This window comes from Shewanella corallii, from assembly GCF_023349125.1.
Taxonomy (GTDB): domain Bacteria; phylum Pseudomonadota; class Gammaproteobacteria; order Enterobacterales; family Shewanellaceae; genus Shewanella; species Shewanella corallii.
Window position 1 is genome coordinate 12,155 of record NZ_JAKIKT010000009.1, and the last position, 23,785, is coordinate 35,939.

A 23,785-nucleotide genomic window follows, 5' to 3' on the forward strand; every position below is an offset into this window, starting at 1 on the left:
AAGCGACCAGATAAACCGGAAAAGGAAACTCTCATCCAGTGGCACTGAAATCGATACCGGAAACAGATCAACATCAAGCCTTCTGGATTGAACAAGCCAGAGCGGGAGACCAGCAGGCATTCCATCAGTTGTATCTGAAATATCGAAACCGGGTTTATACCCTGGCGCTGCGGCTGGCTGCGGATATACCGCTGGCTGAAGAGTTAACCCAGGACTGTTTTGTTCACCTTTGGCAGCAGTTGCACCAGTTTGACGGCCACTCAGAGTTCGCTACATGGATGCACAGGGTGTGCGTGAATCAATGTCTCTATTCGCTGCGGCGTCATCAGAGGTTTTGGCACAGGTTTTTGCCGGGCGAGACAGATATCGAGGTACATGGTCACCAATATCAGGGCCTGGACAAAATGTTGCTCAAACTGCCACAGCGCGCCCGTCAGGTATTTGTCCTGCACGCACTGGAAGGTTACAGACATGAAGAGATAGCAGAGCTGATGCAGATTGCATCTGGGACCAGCAAGGCTCAGTACCACAGAGCCAGACAACTGCTGAAGGAGATGTTGGTATGAGTGACCAGGATAAACAGCTCGAGCAACTGTTGAACACAGCCAGAGAACAGATAGCACCGGAGCGTGACCTCTGGCCGGGGATTCAGGCGCGTATCCACCAGGAAAAAAACCAGACGACTGGTAAGCGCAGTTATCGCCCGGCACTGGCCATAGCAGCACTGTTATTGGCTTGTCTGATGTTTGGCTGGCAGTTAACAGGCCCAATGAGCCAGAGTGTCGACCCGGCCCTGATAACTTTGGTCGAGTCTACCCGCCAGCAGCACAAAGATCAGCTCAGTCAGCTGCAGCAAGCGTTTCGCCCGGTCAAGTTGCAACCCAGTCAGGCGCAGCAAGCGATTGAAATGGGTGCAGAACAACTGAAAGGCGCAGAACAGCAAGTATATCAGGAGCTGCTCAAAGCACCGGATAACCAATCTTTATGGGAGATGTGGCTATGGCTGCATCGCCAGGAAATCGAACTTCAGCTGGATAGCCAACAGGTGTCCAGCCAACCACAAGGAGCACAAATATGACCCGATTAATGACGAATACCATATTGCTGAGCCTTACCCTGCTCGGCTCAGGATGGGCAATCGCCGCAGAGACAGTGGACGAAAGCCGCGACGTTTCCGGTAAATCCAATGTCAGCATTAAAGTTCAGCGGGGCGATGTGAATATAAAGTCCTGGGACAGATCTGAGATCCAGGTAAAGGGCACCCTGGATGACCTGAGTGAAGGCCTTGTTTTTACCGTGTCTGGAGAGCAAGTCACTATCGAAGATACCATGCCCCAAAGTTACAAGGGTAAAGGCCAGGGCTCTAAGCTGACCATCATGCTTCCTTCTGACTCTCATATTGAAGCAGAAGGAGTTTCCAGCGATTACAGAATTACCGAAATTGGCGGGTTGGTATCCATGCAGAATGTCAGCGGTGATGTCACAGTATCCAAAATCGGTGGTGGCGCCAGCCTCACTACAATTTCTGGCGATATCGAAGCGACAGAGATAGACAGTGCAATGGACCTGTCCACTATCTCCGGAGAGATTAAGGTCAACGGCGGCGAGCGTAAGCTGGGACTGTCCACTGTCAGTGGCGAAATAGAGGTCAACACCAATGCCACCGGCATTAAGCTGGAGACCGTGTCAGGGGAAGTGGAACTGAAAGCGCCACAACTGACTCAGCTTATGGTCAACAGCGTCAGTGGCGACGTAGATATCAACACCTCAGGAATACTGGAGCAAGCCAAACTGGATAGTGTTAGTGGCGATATCAGTATCAACTTCGACTCTGCTCCCAATGCCAGGTTCCGTATCAACGGCGGACCGGGTGGTCGTATCGACAATCAACTGACTGACGATAAGCCAAACAAAGCCAAATACACCCGCCAGCAAAGCCTTCAATTCACCAGCGGCTCAGGTGGCGGTACTGTAGTGATAAATACTATCAGCGGTAAGCTGGCAATCAATTAAGTAGACCAACCTGCCTGCTTGCCCCTCTTGGCATCAGGCAGGTTAAAAACTCAGAAGCGCCCGGAGCCTGAGTCTGGCCTTTGAGAGTCACCACACTAAAGTGAGCTTTCAACTCAGGCATATCCAGCGGATTCAGAGAGATAAGCTCATGTTCAGCCAACTCGTCTCTGATAGCTATCTCAGGTGTAATCGCCAACATATCGCAGTTTTGCAATGACGCCTTGATAGGTTGAAATTGGTCGAATCTGACCAGGCCGGCAAAATCCGCCCTTTCCTTACTGAACAGATCACCGAAAATCTCGAACATGCTGGCGGGAAGGTTGCGGGGAATAGCCAGCGGATAGCAGCGTAAATCAGACATGGTCAATGGACCTGGCTTACCCAGCAAAGGATGGCCGGCGCGACAACAGAACACAGCACTGAACTCCGGAAGTGGCAACAGATCAACATCATCACACTTGTCCAGGCCTGTACCTTTTGTTTCCGCAATAAAAAGAGATAACTGACCTTTAATTAAAGAGTTATACAAGGGCTGCCAACTGTCTACTTTCAAATCGACTCCGATAAGAGGATGGCGCCGAACAAATTCACCAATAACAGGACCGAGAATGCTGGTCGCTGGAATGGGACTGGCTCCCACCACCAACTCGCCGGTATTCAACCCTTTCATGGCGTCCAACTCCTCCTTGAGACAATCCACACTCAATAGAATTTTCTCTCCATGGCTTTGCACCAACTCACCATAAGCGGTCAACTTTACCGTTTTGGCATTACGGTCCAGCAATTTAACCCCAAGCAAGCTCTCAAGCTTTTGAATGCTTCTGGACAATGAAGGCTGTGCCAGGTTCAGTTCGGTCGCTGCCCGGTTGAAGTGCCTCACCCTGGCCAACACCATAAAGTGTTTCAGGTGTCTTAATTCCATCCGCTGGTTACCTGCCTTTCATAATCCCTTTCGAAGAAATGTTATATTTATGTAATAACTTATTCCAAACAATAGTTTAGCCGTGACAATTTGTATCAAGCATGCACAAACTGCATCGCTTTGCCCCCTCAAACCCACTCCTCGATAGCCACGGGTGCCCACCCCGGCTCATTAATAGCTTTTATGCATTATTAAACCAAGCCGAATGCATTGGATTCATGTTGCAAAACTGCAACAGAATCAAACAGCAACCCGAGTCTATGGTTGCCGGAAAAATAACAAATCAAAACACGGAAGAGTCACATGAAACTGAAGAAAATCAGTCTGATGACACTGGCCGCTCTGTATACCACTGGATTGGGTGCGACACTGAATACACAGGTGAACACTCATCAGGGCAACAGTGAGATACGGCCTGTCAAACTGACCGAAGATATGATGGTCAGCAATCGGGAAAGTAAGTCACACCCTACGCAAACCGTACCCGGAAAGCCCGGTCAGATCGGAGTAAACGTTCACCGTGCAGCTCAGGGCAGCGCACTTAACCGCGCTCCATTTGATTGGGAACAGGATATTCAGGGTCCACAAACCTATATCATCCAGTTTGAAGATGCTCCTGCTGCACTGTACCGTGGCGACCTGCCCGGATTGGCAGCAACTTCGCCACGTACTTTTGCCCCGGCTATGGGCAGCGGTCAACGCTATGGAAAGCTGGATATTAAGCAGCCTGAACTCAGTTCATATCAGACCTACCTGACCCAGCGTCAGGACAAGGCTGTTGCCAATATCAAAACATTGGCGCCCAATGCCGAGATCAAGCGCCGCTTCAATATCGCGCTGAACGGCGTCACCATGGAGCTGACTCAAGAGCAAGCGGCACAGGTTGCCAAGATGCCCGGAGTCACTGCAGTAACCCGCTCCAAGAACTATAAGCTGTTTACTGATGTGGGTCCGGCCCATATTGGCGCTGATAAGTTGTGGACTGGCCAGGGCGTTCCAGCCAACGTACCTGTCCGCGGTGAAGGTATTGTTGCCGGTATTATCGATACAGGTATTAACTCAGACCACCCCTCTTTCGCTGCGGTATCCGGTGACGGCTATGAGCACGTGAACCCTATGGGCGAAGGTAACTATGTCGGTGATTGCGTCGAGTCACCTGAGCTTTGTAACGATAAACTTATCGGTATTCGCTCCTATGACACAATTACTGATACCTATAAAGACCCCGCATTCCAGCCAGATGCATCTCCATGGGACCTGGATTACAAGCGTCCGCCAAATGGTGAAGATTACAATGGCCACGGCTCCCACACAGCCGGTACCGTCGCAGGTAATATGCTGTATGACGTCGCATTCCAGATCCCTGAGCCGGTAGAGACAGGAGACGGTTTCGATACAGAACTGGTATTCCCTGAAGTTTCAGGTGTTGCTCCACGTGCCAACGTCATCGCGTATCAAGTGTGTTACCCCGGCGACGGCAGCTATGGTGACTCTTACGGCGGCTGTCCGGGTGATGTGCTGGTAGCTGCTATCGAAGATGCCATTAAAGATGGTGTTGACGTTATCAATTTCTCCATCGGTGGTATTGAAAGCCTGCCATGGTATGACGCCATTGAAATGGCCTTCCTGTCAGCCCGCGAAGCCGGTATCTCAGTAGCGGCCTCTGCCGGTAACTGGGGACGCTATGGTCCATCACTGATCGACCATGTTTCTCCATGGCTGACCTCGGTAGCGGCATCTACCCATGGTCGTCTAATTGACCCAATCAAAGGTTCTCTGGATCTCGTGGGAACCGATGCCCCTATGGGCATTGAAGGGCATGGTGTCACCGGTAGCTTTACCGGCACCCTGGTTGATGCTGCAGACTTTGGTGATGAACTGTGTCTTGAGCCATTTGAACCGGGCACCTTTGACGCCGACGATATTGTTATCTGTAAGCGTGGCGACATCGCCCGTGTCGCCAAAGGCACCAATGTTGCCGCAGGTGGCGCTGGCGCGGTTATCCTGTATAACGCAGTTTCATGGGATGATGGTACCGGCGGTAACTCGCTGAATATGAATCCATTCCCAATTCCGGGATTGCATATTGATCTGTATTCGGGTCAAGACCTGCTGGACTGGGTAGCCACTACCCCAGGCGCACAGGCAAGCATCACTCCTTCTGTGATCCAGGCTTCTGAGCGCGAAGCGGATGTACTGGCTGACTTCTCCTCCCGTGGCCCAAGCACCACTAACCCGGATGTAATGGCCCCCAATGTGTCAGCTCCGGGCGTAGATGTATTTGCCGCATGGGCTGATGACATGCCATTCAGTCAATACTCAGCGCCAGCTGACTATGCAGCTATCAGTGGTACCTCCATGTCGGGACCTCATGTAGCGGGTGCTCTGGCCCTGCTGACTCAGGCCCACCCAGAGTGGACTCCAGCAATGATCCAATCTGCTCTGATGATGACAGCTCTGCCGGGTAAAACCCGCGAGTGGGATGAAAGCCTGCGTGAGTCTACCTTCTATGAAATGGGCAGTGGTGTTATCAACGTCGCCCGCGCGGTAAAGGCTGGCCTGGTATTGGATGAGAATGGTGACAACTACCGTGCCGCCAACCCGGATCAGGGTGGTGATGTGACCGCGCTGAACCTGCCTTATCTGGCAAACTCGGCCTGCGAAAGCAGCTGTACCTGGATGCGTACCTTTACCGCCACTGAAGACGGTGACTGGACTGTATCTGCCGAGACAATTACAGCTGAAGGTGCGCCTTTCCTTGAGCTGGATGTCTATCCAAAGAACTTCAGTGTGAAAGCCGGTGAAAGCCAGACTCTGATGGTTACCGCCAAGGTACTGGATGTTGAGTCTGTAAACGCCAGCTCTGCCAACTATGAAGTCTTTGGCAAGGTACATCTGACTCCGGCCAGCGACAGCTTGCCTGAGCAACATCTGCCGGTGATGGCACGCTTTGCCGGTTCCACCCTGCCCAAGATTGTCAGTGGCCAGATCCACCGCGATACAGGAACCATGCTGACACCTGAGCTGATGACCAAAGAGATTGCCGATCTGAGCGTTAAGGTGAGTGGTCTGGTGGCCGGTGAGCAAAAAGAGCATCTGCTGAGCTCAGCCAGTGCTCAGGACTACAGCTTCGAAGAACCTGAAACCCTGATGGACAATCCTGGTATCGAGATCCACTTCTTCGATGTGCCTGAAGGTACCCGTCGTATTGTTTGGGAACAGGTCAGCGAAGACAAGGCGGCAGTCAGCTCCCTTGATATCGGTATGGACCTGAATGAAGACGGTATGGTGCAGTGGAACGATGAGGCAATCTGTTACTCCTTTACCGATATTCAGGAGTATTGCGCCATTAACGATCCTATGCCGGGCCGTTACTGGGTAATGGTAGGTAACTTCAAGCGTCCATTCGGCGATGAAGAGGACACTGTCGACAGCATCAAGACCAGCCTGGCGCTGATTGGAGCCGATGACAGCAGCAACCTGACTGTTACTGGCCCACAAACCACCAATGGTCTGGATCCTTATCAGTTGCAGATGGACTGGGCGCTGTCTGAAACAGCAAAGGGCGACAGATTCTACGGCCTGGTTGAAGTGGGTAACAGCCCTGACAATATAGGCAATATCGGCAAAATGGCGGTGAATCTGGTTCATGCCGGTGATGATGTTACCGTTGACGCGTCCAAAGAGCAGGCGGCTGAAGGTGATATAGTTGAGTTCACCGTATCCATGGAGCCTAACCTGTTGGCGCTGGAGCGTAACGTCAACTTGCAGGTGCAACTGCCTGAAGGTATGCAGTTGTTGGAAGACAGTGTGACTGCGGTATCTGCCAATCAGGATCTTGTTGATAGCCTGGTCATTGATGGTCAAAGCATGACGCTGTCTGCTGTTCAGGCCGCCAGTAACGCCATTGAGCGTGCTTACACCTATACCACCAGCGACGATGATATGACCTGTCGTATTCCGGTTGGCTCTAACGAGTATTATCTGGATCTGTACGATGAAGCTTACATCGAGCCCATCCCACAAATTGCCGGTCGCGCAAATGAAACCCTGAGCGTACCCTTGAGTGCCTTTGGTATCGACCGTATCCCGCTGTATAACAACCACCCTGATTATATGGAAAGCGATATCCTGACCATCTCTCCGGGCGGCTTTATTCAGCTGGACAGCATGTGGCTGTTCTGGGCAGCGCACTATCCAATGGATGGGCAGTTCTTCCCTGACACAGTGATTGCACCTCTGTGGCGTGGCGACGGCTTTATGCAGCCGGGCTTCAACATGGACACCGAAGCTTACGATGGTGTCTCTCTGGCATCTACCACTGACGGCCGTTACCTGATTGTCGAGTGGGATAATATGAGCCAGGAATTTGCCTGGGGCATTAACTTCGAGCCGGATCCGGATGCGCGCTACAGCTTCGAGCTGCTGGCATCCAGCGAGCTGAACTTCGCTCCCGGTGAGCATGAGTTTATCTTCGCCTATGACAAGATGACCGGCGACAAGATGCATCTGGGTTCTATCGGTACCCATGGTTATCACGGCCCACGTGGCACCTTCGGTCCTTCTTATGGCTACATTGGCCATGGCTATGCGTTCAACGATGTTGACGAAAAAGTGAAAGAAGGTCTGGTGGTATGTGCCAACTATCAGGGTCCTGAGCAATCAGCCATTACCATGAACTTCTCTGCCCGCGTCAGCGCCAGGGCTGTTGGTCAGGATATGAATGTCGAAGTCACCAGCGACTACACCGGCAGTAATGCCGTTGTCACCAAGTCCATGGTGAAAGTACCTTCAAACCTGTCTATCGCAGCACTGGAAGACATGAGTGTGGACGAGAACGCCAGCATCAGCTTTGAAGTGATGGTGCGCGACAGTGAAAACACCGCTAACGGCATTATGGTGGAAGCTGAAAATATCTCTGCCACGGTTGAAGGCAGCATGGTGACTCTGACGCCTGATGAGAACTGGCACGGTGAAACCATGGTTAAGGTAACTGCCCATGATATGGCATTCCCTAACGACGCTGTCAGCACCAGCTTTATGCTGAACGTGGTGTCTGATGGTGTAGAGCCTCAGCCAGAACCAACGCCGGAGCCAACACCAGAACCGCAGAACGACGACGGTGGTAGCCTGGGCTGGCTGTCCCTGATTGGTCTGGGTCTGATAGCAAGTCTGCGTCGCCGCAAACTGCACTGATCCCGCATGAGCGTTGACTCATAAGTAAAAGGCCTTCCATTGGGAAGGCCTTTTCTCTGTATCAGTCTCCATTAATCACACTCTCACGTAAAGAAACACAGGAAATAGCCTCGTACTTAATACTCAAATTCTTTCAAGCATTTAAGAAACTCATAAACACCGGGAGAGCGGGATTCACTTTTCAGTACCACGGCACACAAGCCGATACTCACACTAGGCATATCATCTGGCACAAAGGAAACCAAATCTCCCTCTTCAAGTTCTCTGGAAATTAACGCCTCAGGAACCAGTGCAACCATGTCACATTTCTGAAGCGATACCTTTATCGGATTAAACTGTTCAAACCTGATAAGCCCAGCTTTATCATGACGACCATTCGTCAATACCCCACCAAATGCTGTTGCCAATTCACCGGGTAACCCCAACGGTACTGCAAGGGGATAGTCTTTTAAATCATCCAGGCGGACGGCCGATGGCTTGCCAAATATTGGATGATGCGGCCTGCAGCAAAACACTGTTTTGAAATTGGTGAGCGGAATAAGCTCTATATCGTTGGATTTCGCCAACCCCGTCCCGCTTGATTCGGCAAAAAAAACAGATATCGCCCCAGTTAACAACTGCTCATAAAGACTCTTCCAATCACCAACTATCAAATCAACCCTATACCAGGGGTGCTGTCTGATAAAATCACCAATCACGGAGCCTAAAATACGGCTCGCCAGAATAGGGCTCGCCCCTATCACAACCTCCCCTGCGCCACTTCTCTTCATTGTATTCAGCTCATCCTTCAGCTGCCCAACACTCTTGAGAATCCTCTGCCCATGATTTATGACAACCTCGCCATAGGGGGTCAGTTTTACATTTCTGGAGTTTCTCTCCAGTAGCTTTACCCCCAATACCCCCTCCAACCTTTGAATGCTCCTCGACAAAGAAGGTTGTGCAAGATTCAACTCTGTCGCCGCCCGATTAAAATGCTGAAGTTTTGCCAATGTAATCAGATGCTTAATTTGCCTTAACTCCATCCACAGCGCCTCCACGCTAACACGATGCAACATTTTATTAACACAACGGAGCAACCAAACAACACCAAAACATGGTGACAGTTTGTATCAAATCACCTGCGGAAAACTAAATAGAAAGCAGGTTTAACCAGCATGCCAATGAAAATCCAGCGTAAATACCAAAAGTAATCAATAACGCCCTAAAACACATTTGATTCACACAAGGACTCCTACACAGAATTTAACCGCTAAAAATCGCGCCAATGCGGTTCAAAACAACAACAGAGCAAATAGTTGGATATTAGAAAATGAAGACAAGACAAAACATCACAGTGGCACTTGCCATTATGAGTTCTGCCGGGGTTGGTGCCGCTGCCAATACCTTTCAGGATAAACATCAATTAAGGCAGGCGGAATTAGTCGAAACCAATTCTAAAACCTCTCAATCAATGTTTCATCCAATGCAAGACCTGCCAAACAAACCAGGGCATTTTGGAGTGAACGTCCACAGAGCACCTCAAGGGAATCATTCCAGAGCCACCCCGTTCGTATGGGAGGACAATCTTGAAGGCCCACAGACCTATATTATTCAAATGGAAGATGCACCTACTGCGCTCTATCAGGGGGGAGTAAATGGGTTTGCTGCGACTTCAGCAAGGGCAATAGCGCCAACAATGGGGAGTGGTGAGCGATTCGGGAAAGTGGATTTTAACCAACCGGCGGTTATTTCCTATCAGAATTACCTTACTGAGCGCCAGGACACAGTAGTAACCAATATTCAAACTCTGGCTCCACAGGCAGAGATTCAACGGCGTTATAACGTTGCTCTAAATGGCGTCACCATGGAGTTGACTCAGGAGCAAGCCGCCAAGGTGGCGAGAATGCCTGGCGTAACTGCAGTCACCCGCTCCAGAAACCACCAACTGTTTACCTTTGAAGGCCCAAAGCACATAGGTGCCGATGATCTTTGGCAAGGGAACGGCGTCCCTGCAAATGTCTCCGCTCGTGGAGAAGGGGTTTTGGTAGGAATTATCGATACCGGGATCAATTCAGACCACCCATCATTTGCCGCCGTATCTGGTGATGGGTACCGACATAAAAATCCGCTGGGAGAGGGAAAATATCTGGGAGATTGCGTCGAGTCACCGGATTTATGTAACAGCAAATTGATTGGTATCCGCTCCTATGAAACCATCACAGACTCTTACAAAAATCCAGAATTTCAACCAGATGTACCTGAATCGCAAGTAGATTATAAACGTCCACCAAATGGTGAAGACTACAATGGACACGGTTCCCATGTAGCCGGAACTGCAGCGGGTAACCTACTTAGCAATGTCCCCTACAAAATCCCCAACGCAAAGGAGACCGGTGATGGATTTGATACAAACCTGCACTTTAATGAAATCTCCGGCGTCGCTCCAAGAGCAAACATCATCTCCTATCAGGCATGTTTTCCGGGAGATGGTTCTTATGACCAAACCTATGTAGGATGTCCGACGGATGTGCTTATTGCCACCATTGAAGATGCGATCGAAGACGGCGTGGACGTCATTAACTTTTCCATTGGTAGCATTGAAAAACAGCCTTGGTACGATGCCATTGAGTTGGCATTCCTGTCTGCCCGCGAGTCAGGTATATCGGTAGCGGCAGCGGCAGGCAACTTTGGCCATCGCACATCTCTTATTGACCATGTATCACCATGGTTAACATCCGTTGGCGCCACCACTCATGGTAAGCAAATTAAACTCACAAAAAAGGGCGCTTTGACACTTAGTACCGACATAGGACTGGGAGAAATAGAAGGACAAGGCATCTCTGGAAGCTTCACTGGCACTTTAGTAAATGCCGCAGCTTATGGTGATGAACAATGCCTTGAACCCTTCTCTCCGGGTACATTTGAGGCCAATCAAATTGTCATCTGCAAACGGGGAGAAATTGCACGGGTAACTAAAGGCACTAATGTTGCCGCCGGTGGTGCAGGGGCTATCATCCTTTACAATGCCACCGCTGACGACGATGGCCAGGGCAGTAACCAACTGTTCCTCAACCCTTTCCCCATCCCTGGGTTACATATTGATTTTGACTCAGGCTCCTTATTAGGCACGAATGTTTTGATAAACCCGGACCTTCAGGCCACCATATCCCCCTCAATATTGGAAACCCAGGATCGTAATCCTGACCTACTCGGCAGTTTCTCTTCGCGAGGTCCCAGCAGGACTACACCCGATGTGATGGTGCCCAACCTTGCGGCTCCCGGTGTCGATATATTTGCCCCCTGGGCAGATGATATGCCGTTCACCAAGCAGCCTAACACAGCTGACTTTGCCAGCATCAGCGGCACTTCAATGGCCAGCCCTCATATTGCCGGGGCAATGGCGTTATTGACACAAGCCCACCCGGAGTGGACACCGGCAATGATTCAATCGGCGTTGATGATGACGGCCAAACCAGGCAAGCGGGAAGTCAACGACGAAACACGCATCGCCAATTTCCACGAAATGGGCAGTGGCGTTATTAATGTTGGACGAGCAGTCAGGGCCGGCCTGGTACTTGATGAAAAAAGCGATAACTACAAGGCTGCCAACCCAGATCAGGGCGGTGATATTACTGCATTAAACCTTCCCTATCTGGTAAATGCAAACTGCCAACTTGAATGTACCTGGCTACGTACTTTCACCGCTACCTCCGAGGGCAGCTGGAATGTGTCGACCAAAACTATCACTGTTGAGGGGGCACCATTTCTTGAACTGGAGGTTTATCCCAAAAGCTTTACACTGAGAAAAGGACAACATCAGCTTTTAAAAGTTAAGGCTAAACTGCTGGATGTCGATACCGTTGGCTCACCACGCTATGAAACTATGGGCGAAGTCCACATTGAACCGACCAGCAACAGCTTACCAGCTCAGTATCTGCCAGTAATAGCTAAAGTTGGAAGCAACCCTCTGCCTCCTATCATCACGGGTAAAATTCATCGTAACGATGGAACCCTACTCACACCAGAGCTAAAAACAAAAGAAATCAAAAAACTAAACACCCGGGTAAGCGGACTGGCGATTGGAAAACAACAAACGCACAAACTTACTTCCCTGTCCGGTACGGATTTTGATTTCAAGAAACCTGAAACCTTCGTCGACAACCCTGGAATAAACATTCAATTCTTCGATGTACCGGAAGGTACCCGAAGGATTGTCTGGGAGGAGACAAGCCAAAGCAATACAGCAAAAAGTAGCATTGATATAGGAATTGATCTCAACAAAGATGGATTGGTCAACTGGCATGACGAAGCGATTTGCTACTCCTTCACAGATGCAATGGACTACTGCGCCATCAACGACCCTGAGCCGGGACGATACTGGGCATTAGTCGGAAACTTCAAAAGAGTAATAGAAGGAGATGAGAACACGTCCGACACTATAAGTACTTCATTAGCCATCATTAGCAACAGCGATAACGACAACCTAAGTGTTTCAGGTCCACAGAGCAGTAATGGATTGGACCCATACCAACTGGAGCTAAAATGGGCTTTGTCAGACGCGAAAAAGGGCGATAGGTATTACGCTTTTCTGGAAATTGGCAATAGTCCTGACAATCTAAACAATATTGGCAAAATGGGCGTTAATCTGGTTCATGGCGGCGATGATATCACTGTGACGCCCTCCAAAGAACAAGCTGCCGAAGGTGATATTGTGGAATTCACCGTCACCATGCAACCAAACCTGTTGTCACTGGAACGCAAAGTCGATTTGCAAGTGCAATGGCCTAAAGAGCTACAACTGGTTAAAGACAAAACTGCAGCCATCTCGGCGGGTCGCGATCTGAAGGATAAGCTAAGCATACAAGATGCCAGCCTCTCTTTATCTGTTGTTCAGGACGCCAGTAATACTGTTAAACGTGACTACCTATTCACGACCAGTGATGATGACCCCAGCTGTCGAGTGCCGATTGGCAATAACCCCTATTATCTCGACTTACTTCAAGCTGGAATTAATGCAATTCCTCAAATCACCGGCGCAATAACCAACACTAAAACCTATAAGCTGAGCACCTTGGGAATTAGCCATATACCGCTCTACAATAACGAACCGCAATTAATGGAAAAGGACACGCTCACCATATCCCCCGGTGGTTTTATCCAATTGGATAGTTTTCCGTTCGTGCTGCCAATACATTTTCCCCTGGAGAAAAACTATGCGCCAGACACGATTATTGCACCTTTATGGCGAGGCGATGGTGCTATCAAATATGGTTACGATAGAGAGCTCGAGGAAGATGTAGGCGTTTCAGTAGCGGCGACTCAGAATGGACGTTATCTGGTCGTAGAGTGGGACAATATGCATCAGGAAACTGTTCCTTTTATAAACGAAAATCCCGATCCTAACGCTCGCTACAGTTTCGAGGTTATTGCATCAAGCAAGGTTGAATTTACACCGGGTCAGCACGAATTTATCTTTGCTTATGATAAGTTGACCGGTAAGAAAATGAACATTGGTGCTATAGGAACCCATGGTTATTATGGCCCAATGGGTAGTTTCGGACCGGCCTACGGGCGACTTGGTAAAAGCTTTGCTTATGACAATCTTGATAAAAAAATCAAAGAAGGTTTGGTGGTATGTGCCAACTACCAGGGACCAGAGCAATCTGAAATCAAGGTAAAATTTGCTGCACGTGTCAGCGCTACTGCGGTAGGTAAAGATATGGAGATCAAAGCAACCAGTGATTACACCGGCAGCAAGGCTATCGTCAGTTCCGCCAAGGTCAAAATCCCTTCCAACCTGACTATTGGACAATTGGAGGATATGACGGTTAAGGAAAATGAAGAGATAAGCTTTGAAGTGACTGTAAGGGACCGTGCCAACACTGCCAATGCAATTAAAGCAGAGGGTAAAAATGTATCTGCCAAAATTGATGGTAACAAAGTCACATTAAAGCCCGATGCCCATTGGTATGGAAAAACAAAGGTTACTGTTACCGCGTACGATAAAACCTATCCCAATGACGCAGCCAGTACCAGCTTTACTCTGGAGGTTACCTCTGACGGAAAGCCGAAACCTGAAGCCCCGAAAAAGCCTGAGACTGACAAAAAGCCAAAATCAGGTGGTAGCCTGGGCTGGCTGTCTCTGATTGGTCTGGGTGTGATGGCAAGTCTGCGTCGTCGCAAACTGCATTGATACCCACATGAGCTTTGACTCATAAGCAAAAGGCCTTCCCCCCGGAAGGCCTTTTTAATTCAGAGCACAGCGAGCTTAAGTTTCAGAGACTCAGGCTTTATTGCCCTTTACTGATGCTATCTCCGCCTCAGTCAGGTAGCGCCACTCGCCTGGCTCCATATCTGCATCCAGTTCAATATGCCCCACGGACTCGCGGTGCAGGCCAACAACCTTATTGCCTATCGCACCAAACATACGCTTAACCTGATGGTATTTCCCTTCAACAATCGTCAGCAGTGCTTCGTTGGCAGAAAGGATCTCAAGTTTGGCGGGACGGGTTGGTTCATCCTCACCGTTAAGCATGATGCCCTGTTCAAACTGAGCAACCACCTCCTCGGTCAGGGGATCTGCCACTTCAACCCGGTAACGCTTACCACAGGCTTTCTTGGGAGAGGTGATTTGATGAGACCATTGGCCATCATCCGTCATCAGCACCAGGCCTGTGGTATCCACATCCAGGCGGCCAGCAATACGCAATAGCTCAGGCTTCTCAATATCGAGCAGACTGATAACACACTGATACTCTTCATCCTGAGTGGAACATATTACCCCTTCAGGCTTATGCATCATCAGGTATCTCAGGCCGATTAGACTAAGCTCTTCACCATCCAACGTCACTCTGGTGTCCTCTTTCACTTTAAAAGAGGGATCTTTCACCATGACACCATCACAAAACACTTCACCTCTGTGCATGGCTTTTTTGGCCTGACTGCGGGTCAGGTAGGTGGCTTCGCAGATAAATTTATCCAAACGCACGGGCGTGTTCTCTCATCAACATAATCACTGAAGCTATTATCTCCTGTCCGCCCCCCTTCTCCAATACAGTTGCCCCTTTTTAGCCTGCATTTATCCCTGCCTCACAGGCCTGCTTCGTCCCGTAAACCACAGAAACCAGTGAGTTAACGATTCGTTACAGTTATCAGGCTGATACAAGCCCGCAGACATTTACATTTAATCAACATGCTTTAGCATGTGAGCTGGATTAAAAGGCAATGACAATACTTGCCAGGGGAAGATAACAGGGAATAACCATGAAAAAATCAGTCTTGGGCGTATTGGGCCTGTGTGCCATCGCCACACTTTCGGCTTGCAGTGATGACAAGCCAGCAACCACGCAAACCGACACCAAACCTGAAGCGACTCAAACGCCTGTTGCAGAGGCAGTCAGCGCGACCCTGAGCTCGGGCGTAGACTTCGACAACTTCGACCGCACCGTGCGCCCTCAGGATGACTTCTACTCCTATGTTAACGGCGGCTGGCTCAAGTCCGCCGAGATCCCGGGTGACCGTACCTCCATTGGTGCCTTCTACGATCTGCGTGAAAAGTCCAAAGAAGATGTGAAAGCCATCATTGAAGAAGTGGCAGCCCAAAAAGATCTGGCAGAAGGCAGCGACGAGCAGAAGGTGGCAGATCTGTACCGCTCATATATGGATGTGGAAACCCTCAATAAGCTGGGTGTACAACCATTGGAAGCCGAATTAAAGAAGATCGCCGCTATTGAAAACAAGGCTCAACTGGCCGAGTACTTTGCCCACAGCCAGATTGTCGGTGGCGGTACCCCAATGGCCTTCTACATAGGTGTAGACGCCAAGAACTCCAGTCGCTATGCCACCCATATCTGGCAGTATGGCCTGAGCCTGCCAGAGAGGGATTACTACTTCAACGAGGAAGAGCGCTTCGTCAACATCCGTAAAGCCTACGTTGAACATATCGAGAAGATGTTCAACCTGGCCGGTTTCGACAATGCCAAGCAAGCGGCGCAAACCGTGATGGCACTGGAAACTGCAATTGCAGAGCATCACTGGGATAAAGTTGCCGTGCGTGACTCCACCAAGCGCTACAACAAATATGAACTGGCTGATCTGAAGACCCTGGCTCCCAACTTCAACTGGGATGGTTATCTTAAGGTTCTGGGCGGTGACAAACAGCCAGATATCATCATTAACCAGCCAAGCTTTATTGAAGGGCTGACTGGCCTAGTAGATACCCTACCACTGGACGAATGGAAAACCTACCTGAAGTGGCAACTGCTGACCAACTACGCCTCTTTGATGAGTGAAGAGCTGGATCAGGAGAACTTCAACTTCTTCTCCAAGACCCTGAACGGTCAACAGGAGCAGGAGCCACGCTGGAAGCGCGGTGTATCCTCAGTTAACAGCACCCTGGGTGAAGTCGTTGGCAAAGTATACGTTAAAGAACACTTTGCCCCGGAAGCCAAAGCTCGCATGCAGGAACTGGTTGAGAATCTGCGCAAGGCCTATGGTGCCAGCATTGATGAGCTGGAGTGGATGAGCCCTGAAACTAAGGTGAAAGCTAAGGAGAAGCTGGCCAAGTTCAATCCTAAAATCGGTTATCCGGATCAGTGGCAGGACTACGACGCTCTGGTGATTAAATCAGATGAACTGGTAGGCAACAAAATCCGCGCCTCCCGTGTAGAGCATGATCGCCAACTGGCCAAGCTGGGTGGCCCTATCCAGAAGTGGGAGTGGTTTATGACTCCACAGACGGTAAACGCCTACTACAACCCGACCATGAACGAAATCGTGTTCCCAGCCGCTATTCTTCAGCCTCCTTTCTTCAATATGGAAGCGGATGATGCAGTGAACTATGGCGGTATCGGTGCGGTTATTGGCCACGAAATGGGACATGGTTTCGATGATCAGGGATCCAAGTACGACGGTGAGGGCAACCTGAAGAACTGGTGGACTGACAGCGATCTGGAAAAATTCCAGCAGCTGGGTAAGGCACTGGTCGCCCAGTATAACGGCTATCAGGTATTTGATGATCTTACCGTTAACGGTGAACTCACTTTGGGTGAAAACATCGGTGACCTGTCAGGTGCAACTATCGCCTACAAGGCATATAAGATGTCGCTGAACGGCAAAGAAGCCCCGGTGATTGATGGCCTGACCGGCGATGAGCGCTTCTTTATTGGCTTTACTCAGATTTGGCGAGCCAAGTTCAAAGAGGAAGCAATGCGCAACCGTGTTGCCACAGATCCTCACTCTCCGGCCAAGTTCCGTGCCATTGGTGCACTGTCCAACATGCCTGAGTTCTATCAAACCTTCGAAGTGAAAGAAGGCCACGAGATGTATATCCCGGCAGAGAAGCAAGTGAAGATCTGGTAATCCCTGTCTGACAGTATTGATAGTGTGTTCAAGGCGCCGAAAGGCGCCTTTTTTATGCTCATCAGATCACACTGATGACGGCAGTAAAAGCCTGATTCAGTATTGGTTCAGACTTGTCTGTGCATACTGGACTCCAGTTTCATAAAATTCGCTGGAGTTGAATGAACAAACTGTTTCGCAGCCTGCTGGTGCTTATGGTGGTACTGAGTGCCAAAGCCGGCATCGCAGCCCCTGTTGGCCTGACACTCACCACACTTCTGAGTGCGCCAGCCCATCATCAAACCCAAAGACCCGCTCCCGGCTGGGACAGACTTGGGCTGACTCAATTGAGACGCAGTGGCGCTCATAATACCTGTCAGTCCTCTTCCGACCTCAATACCCTCTATCTGGATGCGCCCCATGCTCAGGCTGAACTGACTCAGCTGTTATACCTGACCGCAGAAAACAGCCGCACCCAGCCCATCGTTGGCCAAATTAAGTCCCGAGAACGGGCGGAGCAGAAAGTGGCTGGCAAGCTTGAGGGTGATGCCAGCCGTCTGACAGATATTGTCCGTGGCTCAATTATCGCCGACAGTCTGGAAGACCTGATGGCCAGCTTCCACCAGCTGGAACAACAGGCCCGCGTTGTGCAGCTGAAAAACCGGTTCGCCGAGCCCAAGCGCTCAGGTTATCGTGACCTTAACCTGCTGATTGAGCTGCCCGAGACAGGCATGATTGCAGAAGTGCAACTGCACCTGCGTAAGATTGCCGATATCAAGTCCGGTATAGAACATCAGGTGTATCAGGAAGTTCAGGGTATCGAGTATCGAGCCAGTCAACAAAGCCGTGCTCTGACCGAACTCGAAAGGGCCCGGATTGTCCGTCTCCAACAGGATTCCCATAAGCTGTACCACAAAGCCTGGTTGCACTATAAACGTCAGGACGAACAACTCAAGGTGGCTTAACGAGACTGAACCGGCACTCATTGAGTGCCGGTTTGCTTTGGATTTGCCCCATCTGCCGCTATACTCCCGCCATTACCCACCCTCTCCCCCAATGCCATGCATGAAGTGATAGATAAACTGCAGGAACTGAGCGAACAGGTTCCTGTGCCTTTGGATCTGCCTGACTTTGACCAACTGGTTGAAGTAGAGGAAGAGATCCTGATCCCCCTGCCGGCAGAACTGAAAGAGTATCTGTTGCATGCCAGCGACGTGGTTTACGGCACACTGGAGCCGGTTACCGCTGCGGACTCTGGCAGTCACACCTACCTGCCAGAGGTGGCTGCTCATGCTTGGTCTATTGGTCTGCCAAGAGACCTAATCCCTGTTTGTCAGGTCGGTGATGATTTCTACTGCATCAGTCAGGAGGGTGAAGTCTTCCTGTGGCAGGATGACGAACTGTTGGAAGACAGCTGGGAATCCTTCTGGCAATGGGTTGAGGATGTCTGGCTGGAACAAGCCTGAGCCTGAATTAGCAATTTTATAAGGAGCCTGACATGGCTAAAACGATTGGCCTGAATGCCATTGAAATGCAGTATCTGCGACTGTCTCTGGGTCTGAGCCAGGCTCAGGTAGCTGAGCTGACCAAGCAGACTGAAGCCGACGTGATCGCCTGGGAAGCCGGTGAAGCAGAAGTACCAGGTTTAGCGCAGAAGACTCTGCTGGACCTGGACGACACCATTGAAATGCAGGTACTGAATACCTGTGATGGTATTGAAGAGCTGTTCAAAAAAGAGCCCAAGCGTCATCTGGCGTTTGTGGTTTATCCAACCCAGGCACTGTACCAGCAGTACAACCCTGAGTTTTTGTCCGCCCTGCCAATGACAGAGCTGTACAACACTGCCGCCTGGCGTATCAAGAAAGAGTGCAAGCTGGTGCTTGAGGTGGATGTTAGCCTGGTCGCGCTGAATGTCGAATCCTACAAAGCCTTCCGTGAAACCAACAGCATGGGCGAAAGCCGTGATGCCCGCGCCAAATGGGCGGCTACTCAGCTGAAGTAAGCTAAGCTCTTACTTATGCCAAAGACGGTCTCCAAGGAGGCCGTTTTTTATGCTTCAATGGATGGTACCATTAAGCTAAGGAAATTGGTAATGATTACCCTTTACGGCATACCCCGCAGCCGGTCGCTGCGTATCTCCTGGATTCTGGAAGAGCTGGAGCTCGACTGGAACTATCAATTTATTGATTTTGCCCAAGGGGATAATCGCAACCCTGAATTTCTTGCCATCAGTCCGGAGGGGAAAGTCCCGGCACTGAAAGATGATGGGTTGGTGATGACGGAATCAGCCGCTATCGCCTACCACCTGGCAGAAAAATACGGTAATGGCGACCTGTTACCAGCACCGGGTTCTGACGAATCAGCCCTGCATCACCAGTGGATGAGCTTTATTGTTACCGAGCTGGAACAACCCTTGTGGACTATGGGTAAACATAAGTTTGCGTTGCCGGAAGCTTACCGCCACAGAGAGTTCCTTGGCGTTGCTGTGTTTGAATTTGATAAAGCCGCCGCCATCGCTGAAGGCTGGATGCCTGACTCCGCGTTTCTGCTGGGTGAAGAGATCAGTATCGCTGATATTATGCTGGCACAGACGCTGATGTGGGCCAGCCGTTTCGAGCAGAAGATCCCGCCAAAGCTCAGTGCCTATATGGAGCGAATGAGCAAGCGTGCCAGCTTTACTGCAGCGCTCAATAAGGAGCTGGCAGGCGCAGGGAAAGCCTGAGCAAAATAAAAAGCGACCCTGAATTCAGAGTCGCTTTTTATCGGTGCTATACGCTTTTTAAACGCTGAGACTCAGCATCAGAAGCGATAGCTTGCCTGACCATACACAAAGGCGCCTTGGGCGGAATGTGTAGTCTGGTCATAGCCCATAAAGTCAGCCGCGCTGAATGGTGGGTCCTCGTTAAACAGGTTGGTTCCACCAACAGTCAGGGTCCAGTGCTCAAAGCCCACATAGCTGACATTCATATCAAAGGTCAGCATGGAGTCTATGGTTCCGGTTGCGCCGGCGTCTCTGTCATCCTCGTACTCGCCGATATAGTTCAGACGAGCCGCGGTTTGCCAGTCACCATAGTTCCAGTCAACGCCACCAACCCAGCGGAACTCAGGGTGTTGATATTCACCCACCAGCTGCTCGGCGCTGCCATCGACTCGCTTCTGCTCGAATGAGTTAACCCAGGTCAGGTTGTACTTGAAGTTAAAGTCACCGGCACCATTGGTTTCCATACGGTAAGCCAGGTCAAAGTCCACACCATCGGTAGACTGAGAGCCCAGGTTGAAGAACTTGTCATAGATTTCAATGATACGGCCCGGCACACCACCAGCAGCAGGCTCACGCTTAACCACTGCAGGGTTGCTGCCGTTGTTATCCAGCAAATACTGGGTATCCGAGGTGATCAGTCCTTCCTGATCATAGTTCCAGTAGTCGACGCCCAACGTCAGGTCATCCACTATCTCCCAAACAGCACCAATGTTGTAAGAGGTAGACTCTTCCGGCTGCAGGTCAGGGTTACCGGCAAAGATAACAGTACGTTCCTGAGCGGTACAATCCTCTTCCAGACCCGTCAGCGGACAACGAGTGCTATCCACCAGGCCAGGAGATTCCTGCGTTGCCCCCAGTCCCAGCTGCACCAGAGACGGCGCGCGGAAAGCTTCGCCCCAGCTGGCTCTCAGGGTCAGGTTATCCAGAGGCGTATACTTGAGGCCAATCTTAGGATTGGTAGTGGTACCAAAATCGCTGTAGTCCTCATGACGCACCGCCAGTTGAGCTTCCAGTTGCTCAGCCACTGGTACCACAAACTCTACAAAGATCGAGGTCTGGTCGCGGTCACCACTGGCCTGAGTCGCCTCAGTACCAAAGATCTCGCCCCGCAGGAACAGCTCATCCGGGTCATCACTCAGCTCCTCTTCGCGATACTCAAAACCTACCGCCATGGCTACATCACCCGCAGGCAGAGAGAAGATATCGCCGAAGATCTTGCCATCAAATGCCTGAGTGGTGGACTTACCATTACGTGTGGTATTCACCGTAATATCATCGATCACTGACTGAGGCTGAGTCTGGCTGAATGGGTTGTACTCACCGGCATTAATGGCAGCCTGCAGTCTTGGCGTTTGCACAAACCCCTGGCGACCATATTCATGGTTACGGTTGTAGGAATAGGTGTAAGCCAGCTCCCACTCCCAGTCGCTGAGCATACCGTTCAGACCCAATACCATACGGGCACTGTTGGACTCGGCTTCTTTCAAACGATTACCGGCTTCCGTCAGACGACGACGCATGGTCAGGTCTTCACCGGGGAAAGGGTTGACCTGGGCACCACTGGTAAACAGTGGGTTGTCGGCCAGCATATAGAACTCAGAAAAGGATGGGCTGGCTGCACCTTTGACTACGCTGTTGTTGTGCTGAACCATCACCTCGGCAAACATCTTGAGTTCATCGTTGAACTCATAGTCATGGAAAACAGACAGGCCGACGCGGGTCGACTCAGGGATAGAGGTCATATGCGGCGCATAGTCATAACGACAGAAGTTGCCTTTCTTGAGGTCAGCCGGACAGTTGGCATCCGGCGTCCAGTCAAAGTCGGCAGACTTGGCCAGAATAGAGCCATCGGCTCCCACGGTAGCTGGGATATAAGTCCCCGGATTACCTGCGGACGAACGAAAATCAAAACCGCCACGGGCCGTCTGATTTGCACTGCGGGAATAATCACGGTCGGCAAACAGGGTTTCATTCTGCTTGAAGTAATCCAGAATCACTGTGGTATGACTCTTCTCACCCTGGGTACCCCAGAGCATGGAAGCAGACACCTGACCGTCACCATCTTCAATGGTATCGGCCACCTTGGCATTAATTTCAAAACCTTCAAAATCTTTCTTCAGGATAATGTTAATTACCCCGGCAATGGCGTCGGAACCATAAAGTGCAGACGCACCATCTTTGAGAATGTCGATGCGCTTAACCGCCGACATTGGAATTGAGTTGATATCAACAAAGGCTGTGTCGATATCCTTGGCGAATGAGTTGACTGAAATACGGCGGCCGTTAAGCAGTACCAGGGTTGAGTCGGCACCCAGGCCCCTTAGCGAGATAGCCGCACCACCATTGGAAGTATCATCAGAGTTATTACCCTGAGTCGAGAAGGTACCATTGCCTGAGATTGGCAATTTACGCAGCAGCTGAGACATATCCTGAGCGCCGGAACGGGCGATATCTTCAGCCGATAACACAGTTATCGGTGAAGCTCCTTCAAGATCAATTCGTTTAATGTGACTGCCGGTCACTTCAATGCGTTCAACTTGCTCATCATTCTCGGCTGCAACCAGAGCTGGTGAGATGGCCATTGCCACCGCCAGCGCACAGCTGTGCTTTAGCTTGTTAGAAAGGTCCATGTCTTTCCCCAAATTGGTTAGGAAAGGTGGCGAACTAATATTCGGGACGTCCGCGCTTTCCTCGGGTTGTTATATTCGGTCGCGTACTCCTTTACACTCGTAAAACCGCAACGAACCCAAGTTAAAAGCCCCTTTTCAGGAGTCAATTAATTCATCCCTGATATAGATAAATATCCGTTAAAAGTATTAGAACAAAACAGCTAGCAACATATTTCAGCAACATCCACACATACTCTTGGGTGATTTAACCAGAAACAGCGAAAACGAATGAGCCGTTGACGAGCTATGCCTCTGGGCGGGTGGCTGTGGTAGAATATGCCGCAAGTTTATACAAGGGCCGCTATCTGTGTCGGCCACGCTTTCCTCAGTGGGAACCCAATGACCAATAATGATGTTTTGCGCCGGTTGCGCTACGCCTTGGATCTCAGCGACGGTAAAGTTATCCGTCTGTTTGCCAAGGTAAAATTTGAAATGCCGCAGGAAACCCTGCACAACATGCTGAGAAAAGATGATGAGAAAGGGTTTCAGGCCTGTTCAGATCAGGATTTGTGCCGTTTCCTTGATGGCCTGATTATTTTCAAGCGTGGTCAGCGCGAAGGTGCGGAAACGCCCAAGCCGACCCGACTGAACAACAACCTGATCATGCGTAAATTACGTATCGCTCTGGAACTACGTGATGATGATATCGTTGAGCTGCTGTCTCTGGCAGACTTCCGCACTTCAAAGTCAGAAATCTCAGCCCTGTTCCAAAAGCCGGAACATAAAAACTTTAAAGTTTGCGGTGACCAGTTGCTGAGAAACTTTATTAAAGGTCTGTCAGTCAAACTGCGCGGTAAATAACCCCTGTTTTTATCTGAAAACGCTGCCAATGGGCGGCGTTTTTTTATGGCTGGAATATCACTGCTCAGACCGACAAGTCTCAGATTTCATGTTATCTTTAACAGC

Annotated in this window: 15 protein-coding genes; 11 read left to right on the plus strand and 4 right to left on the minus strand. The window is 50.3% G+C overall.

The genetic code is table 11. From position 1 onward, the window contains the following. Positions 1-38: 38 nt before the first annotated feature. Genes L2725_RS19030 through L2725_RS19040 form a run of 3 tightly spaced genes read left to right on the plus strand, consistent with a single transcriptional unit; the run spans position 39 to position 2,013 of the window. Complete coding sequence (locus L2725_RS19030) at positions 39-566, plus strand: RNA polymerase sigma factor (protein ID WP_346429400.1); 528 nt, start codon at positions 39-41, stop codon at positions 564-566. Beyond that, complete coding sequence (locus tag L2725_RS19035; RefSeq protein ID WP_249250399.1) at positions 563-1,078, plus strand: hypothetical protein; 516 nt, start codon at positions 563-565, stop codon at positions 1,076-1,078. Before L2725_RS19030 ends, L2725_RS19035 begins: the two co-directional genes overlap by 4 nt. Beyond that, positions 1,075-2,013: a DUF4097 family beta strand repeat-containing protein gene (locus L2725_RS19040; RefSeq protein WP_249250401.1), complete on the plus strand. Its 939-nt coding sequence runs from the start codon at positions 1,075-1,077 to the stop codon at positions 2,011-2,013. Before L2725_RS19035 ends, L2725_RS19040 begins: the two co-directional genes overlap by 4 nt. Here the strand turns inward: L2725_RS19040 and L2725_RS19045 are convergent. Continuing rightward, a complete protein-coding gene (locus L2725_RS19045) occupies positions 2,006-2,935 on the minus strand; it encodes a LysR family transcriptional regulator (protein ID WP_249250403.1) in 930 nt (309 codons plus the stop codon). The genes L2725_RS19040 and L2725_RS19045 overlap by 8 nt on opposite strands. A gap of 303 nt (positions 2,936-3,238) precedes the next feature. On the opposite strand from L2725_RS19045, the gene L2725_RS23285 reads away from it, so the two are divergent. Next, positions 3,239-8,131 carry a S8 family serine peptidase gene (locus tag L2725_RS23285; RefSeq protein ID WP_283164375.1) on the plus strand — a complete coding sequence of 1,631 codons (4,893 nt, stop codon included), beginning with the start codon at positions 3,239-3,241 and terminating at the stop codon, positions 8,129-8,131. Positions 8,132-8,247: 116 nt separating this feature from the next. Here the strand turns inward: L2725_RS23285 and L2725_RS19060 are convergent, their stop codons facing one another. Next, entirely contained in the window at positions 8,248-9,153 is a 906-nt protein-coding gene (locus L2725_RS19060) for a LysR family transcriptional regulator (protein WP_249250405.1), read from the minus strand. A 287-nt stretch (positions 9,154-9,440) separates the two neighbouring features. Here L2725_RS19060 and L2725_RS23290 point away from each other — a divergent pair, with 287 nt between their 5' ends. Continuing rightward, a complete protein-coding gene (locus tag L2725_RS23290; RefSeq protein WP_283164376.1) occupies positions 9,441-14,303 on the plus strand; it encodes a S8 family serine peptidase in 4,863 nt (1,620 codons plus the stop codon). A 90-nt stretch (positions 14,304-14,393) separates the two neighbouring features. Here the strand turns inward: L2725_RS23290 and rsuA are convergent, their stop codons facing one another. After that, the gene (gene rsuA, locus L2725_RS19075) at positions 14,394-15,098 is read right to left on the minus strand and encodes a 16S rRNA pseudouridine(516) synthase RsuA (RefSeq protein WP_249250407.1); all 705 of its coding nucleotides are present in this window, start codon (positions 15,096-15,098) and stop codon (positions 14,394-14,396) included. Between the two features lie 275 nt (positions 15,099-15,373). On the opposite strand from rsuA, the gene L2725_RS19080 reads away from it, so the two are divergent. The 5 genes from L2725_RS19080 (at position 15,374) to L2725_RS19100 (ending at position 20,171) form a co-directional block, all read left to right on the plus strand. After that, positions 15,374-17,470: a M13 family metallopeptidase gene (locus L2725_RS19080; protein WP_249250409.1), complete on the plus strand. Its 2,097-nt coding sequence runs from the start codon at positions 15,374-15,376 to the stop codon at positions 17,468-17,470. 161 nt (positions 17,471-17,631) lie between these two features. Then, positions 17,632-18,414 (plus strand): RelA/SpoT domain-containing protein, encoded by a 783-nt coding sequence (locus L2725_RS19085; protein ID WP_249250411.1) that lies wholly within the window; start codon positions 17,632-17,634, stop codon positions 18,412-18,414. A gap of 96 nt (positions 18,415-18,510) precedes the next feature. Further along, on the plus strand, positions 18,511-18,915 hold the full coding sequence (locus tag L2725_RS19090) for an SMI1/KNR4 family protein (RefSeq protein WP_115137002.1): 405 nt from the start codon (positions 18,511-18,513) through the stop codon (positions 18,913-18,915). Positions 18,916-18,947: 32 nt separating this feature from the next. Then, complete coding sequence (locus L2725_RS19095; protein ID WP_249250412.1) at positions 18,948-19,451, plus strand: DUF4447 family protein; 504 nt, start codon at positions 18,948-18,950, stop codon at positions 19,449-19,451. 90 nt (positions 19,452-19,541) lie between these two features. After that, the gene (locus L2725_RS19100) at positions 19,542-20,171 is read left to right on the plus strand and encodes a glutathione S-transferase family protein (protein WP_249250415.1); all 630 of its coding nucleotides are present in this window, start codon (positions 19,542-19,544) and stop codon (positions 20,169-20,171) included. A gap of 77 nt (positions 20,172-20,248) precedes the next feature. Here the strand turns inward: L2725_RS19100 and L2725_RS19105 are convergent, their stop codons facing one another. Further along, entirely contained in the window at positions 20,249-22,840 is a 2,592-nt protein-coding gene (locus tag L2725_RS19105; RefSeq protein ID WP_249250416.1) for a TonB-dependent receptor plug domain-containing protein, read from the minus strand. Between the two features lie 378 nt (positions 22,841-23,218). Between L2725_RS19105 and L2725_RS19110 the strand changes: the two genes are divergently transcribed. Beyond that, positions 23,219-23,680, plus strand: a complete 462-nt coding sequence (locus tag L2725_RS19110) for a YehS family protein (protein ID WP_248937393.1) — start codon at positions 23,219-23,221, stop codon at positions 23,678-23,680. Positions 23,681-23,785 lie beyond the last annotated feature (105 nt).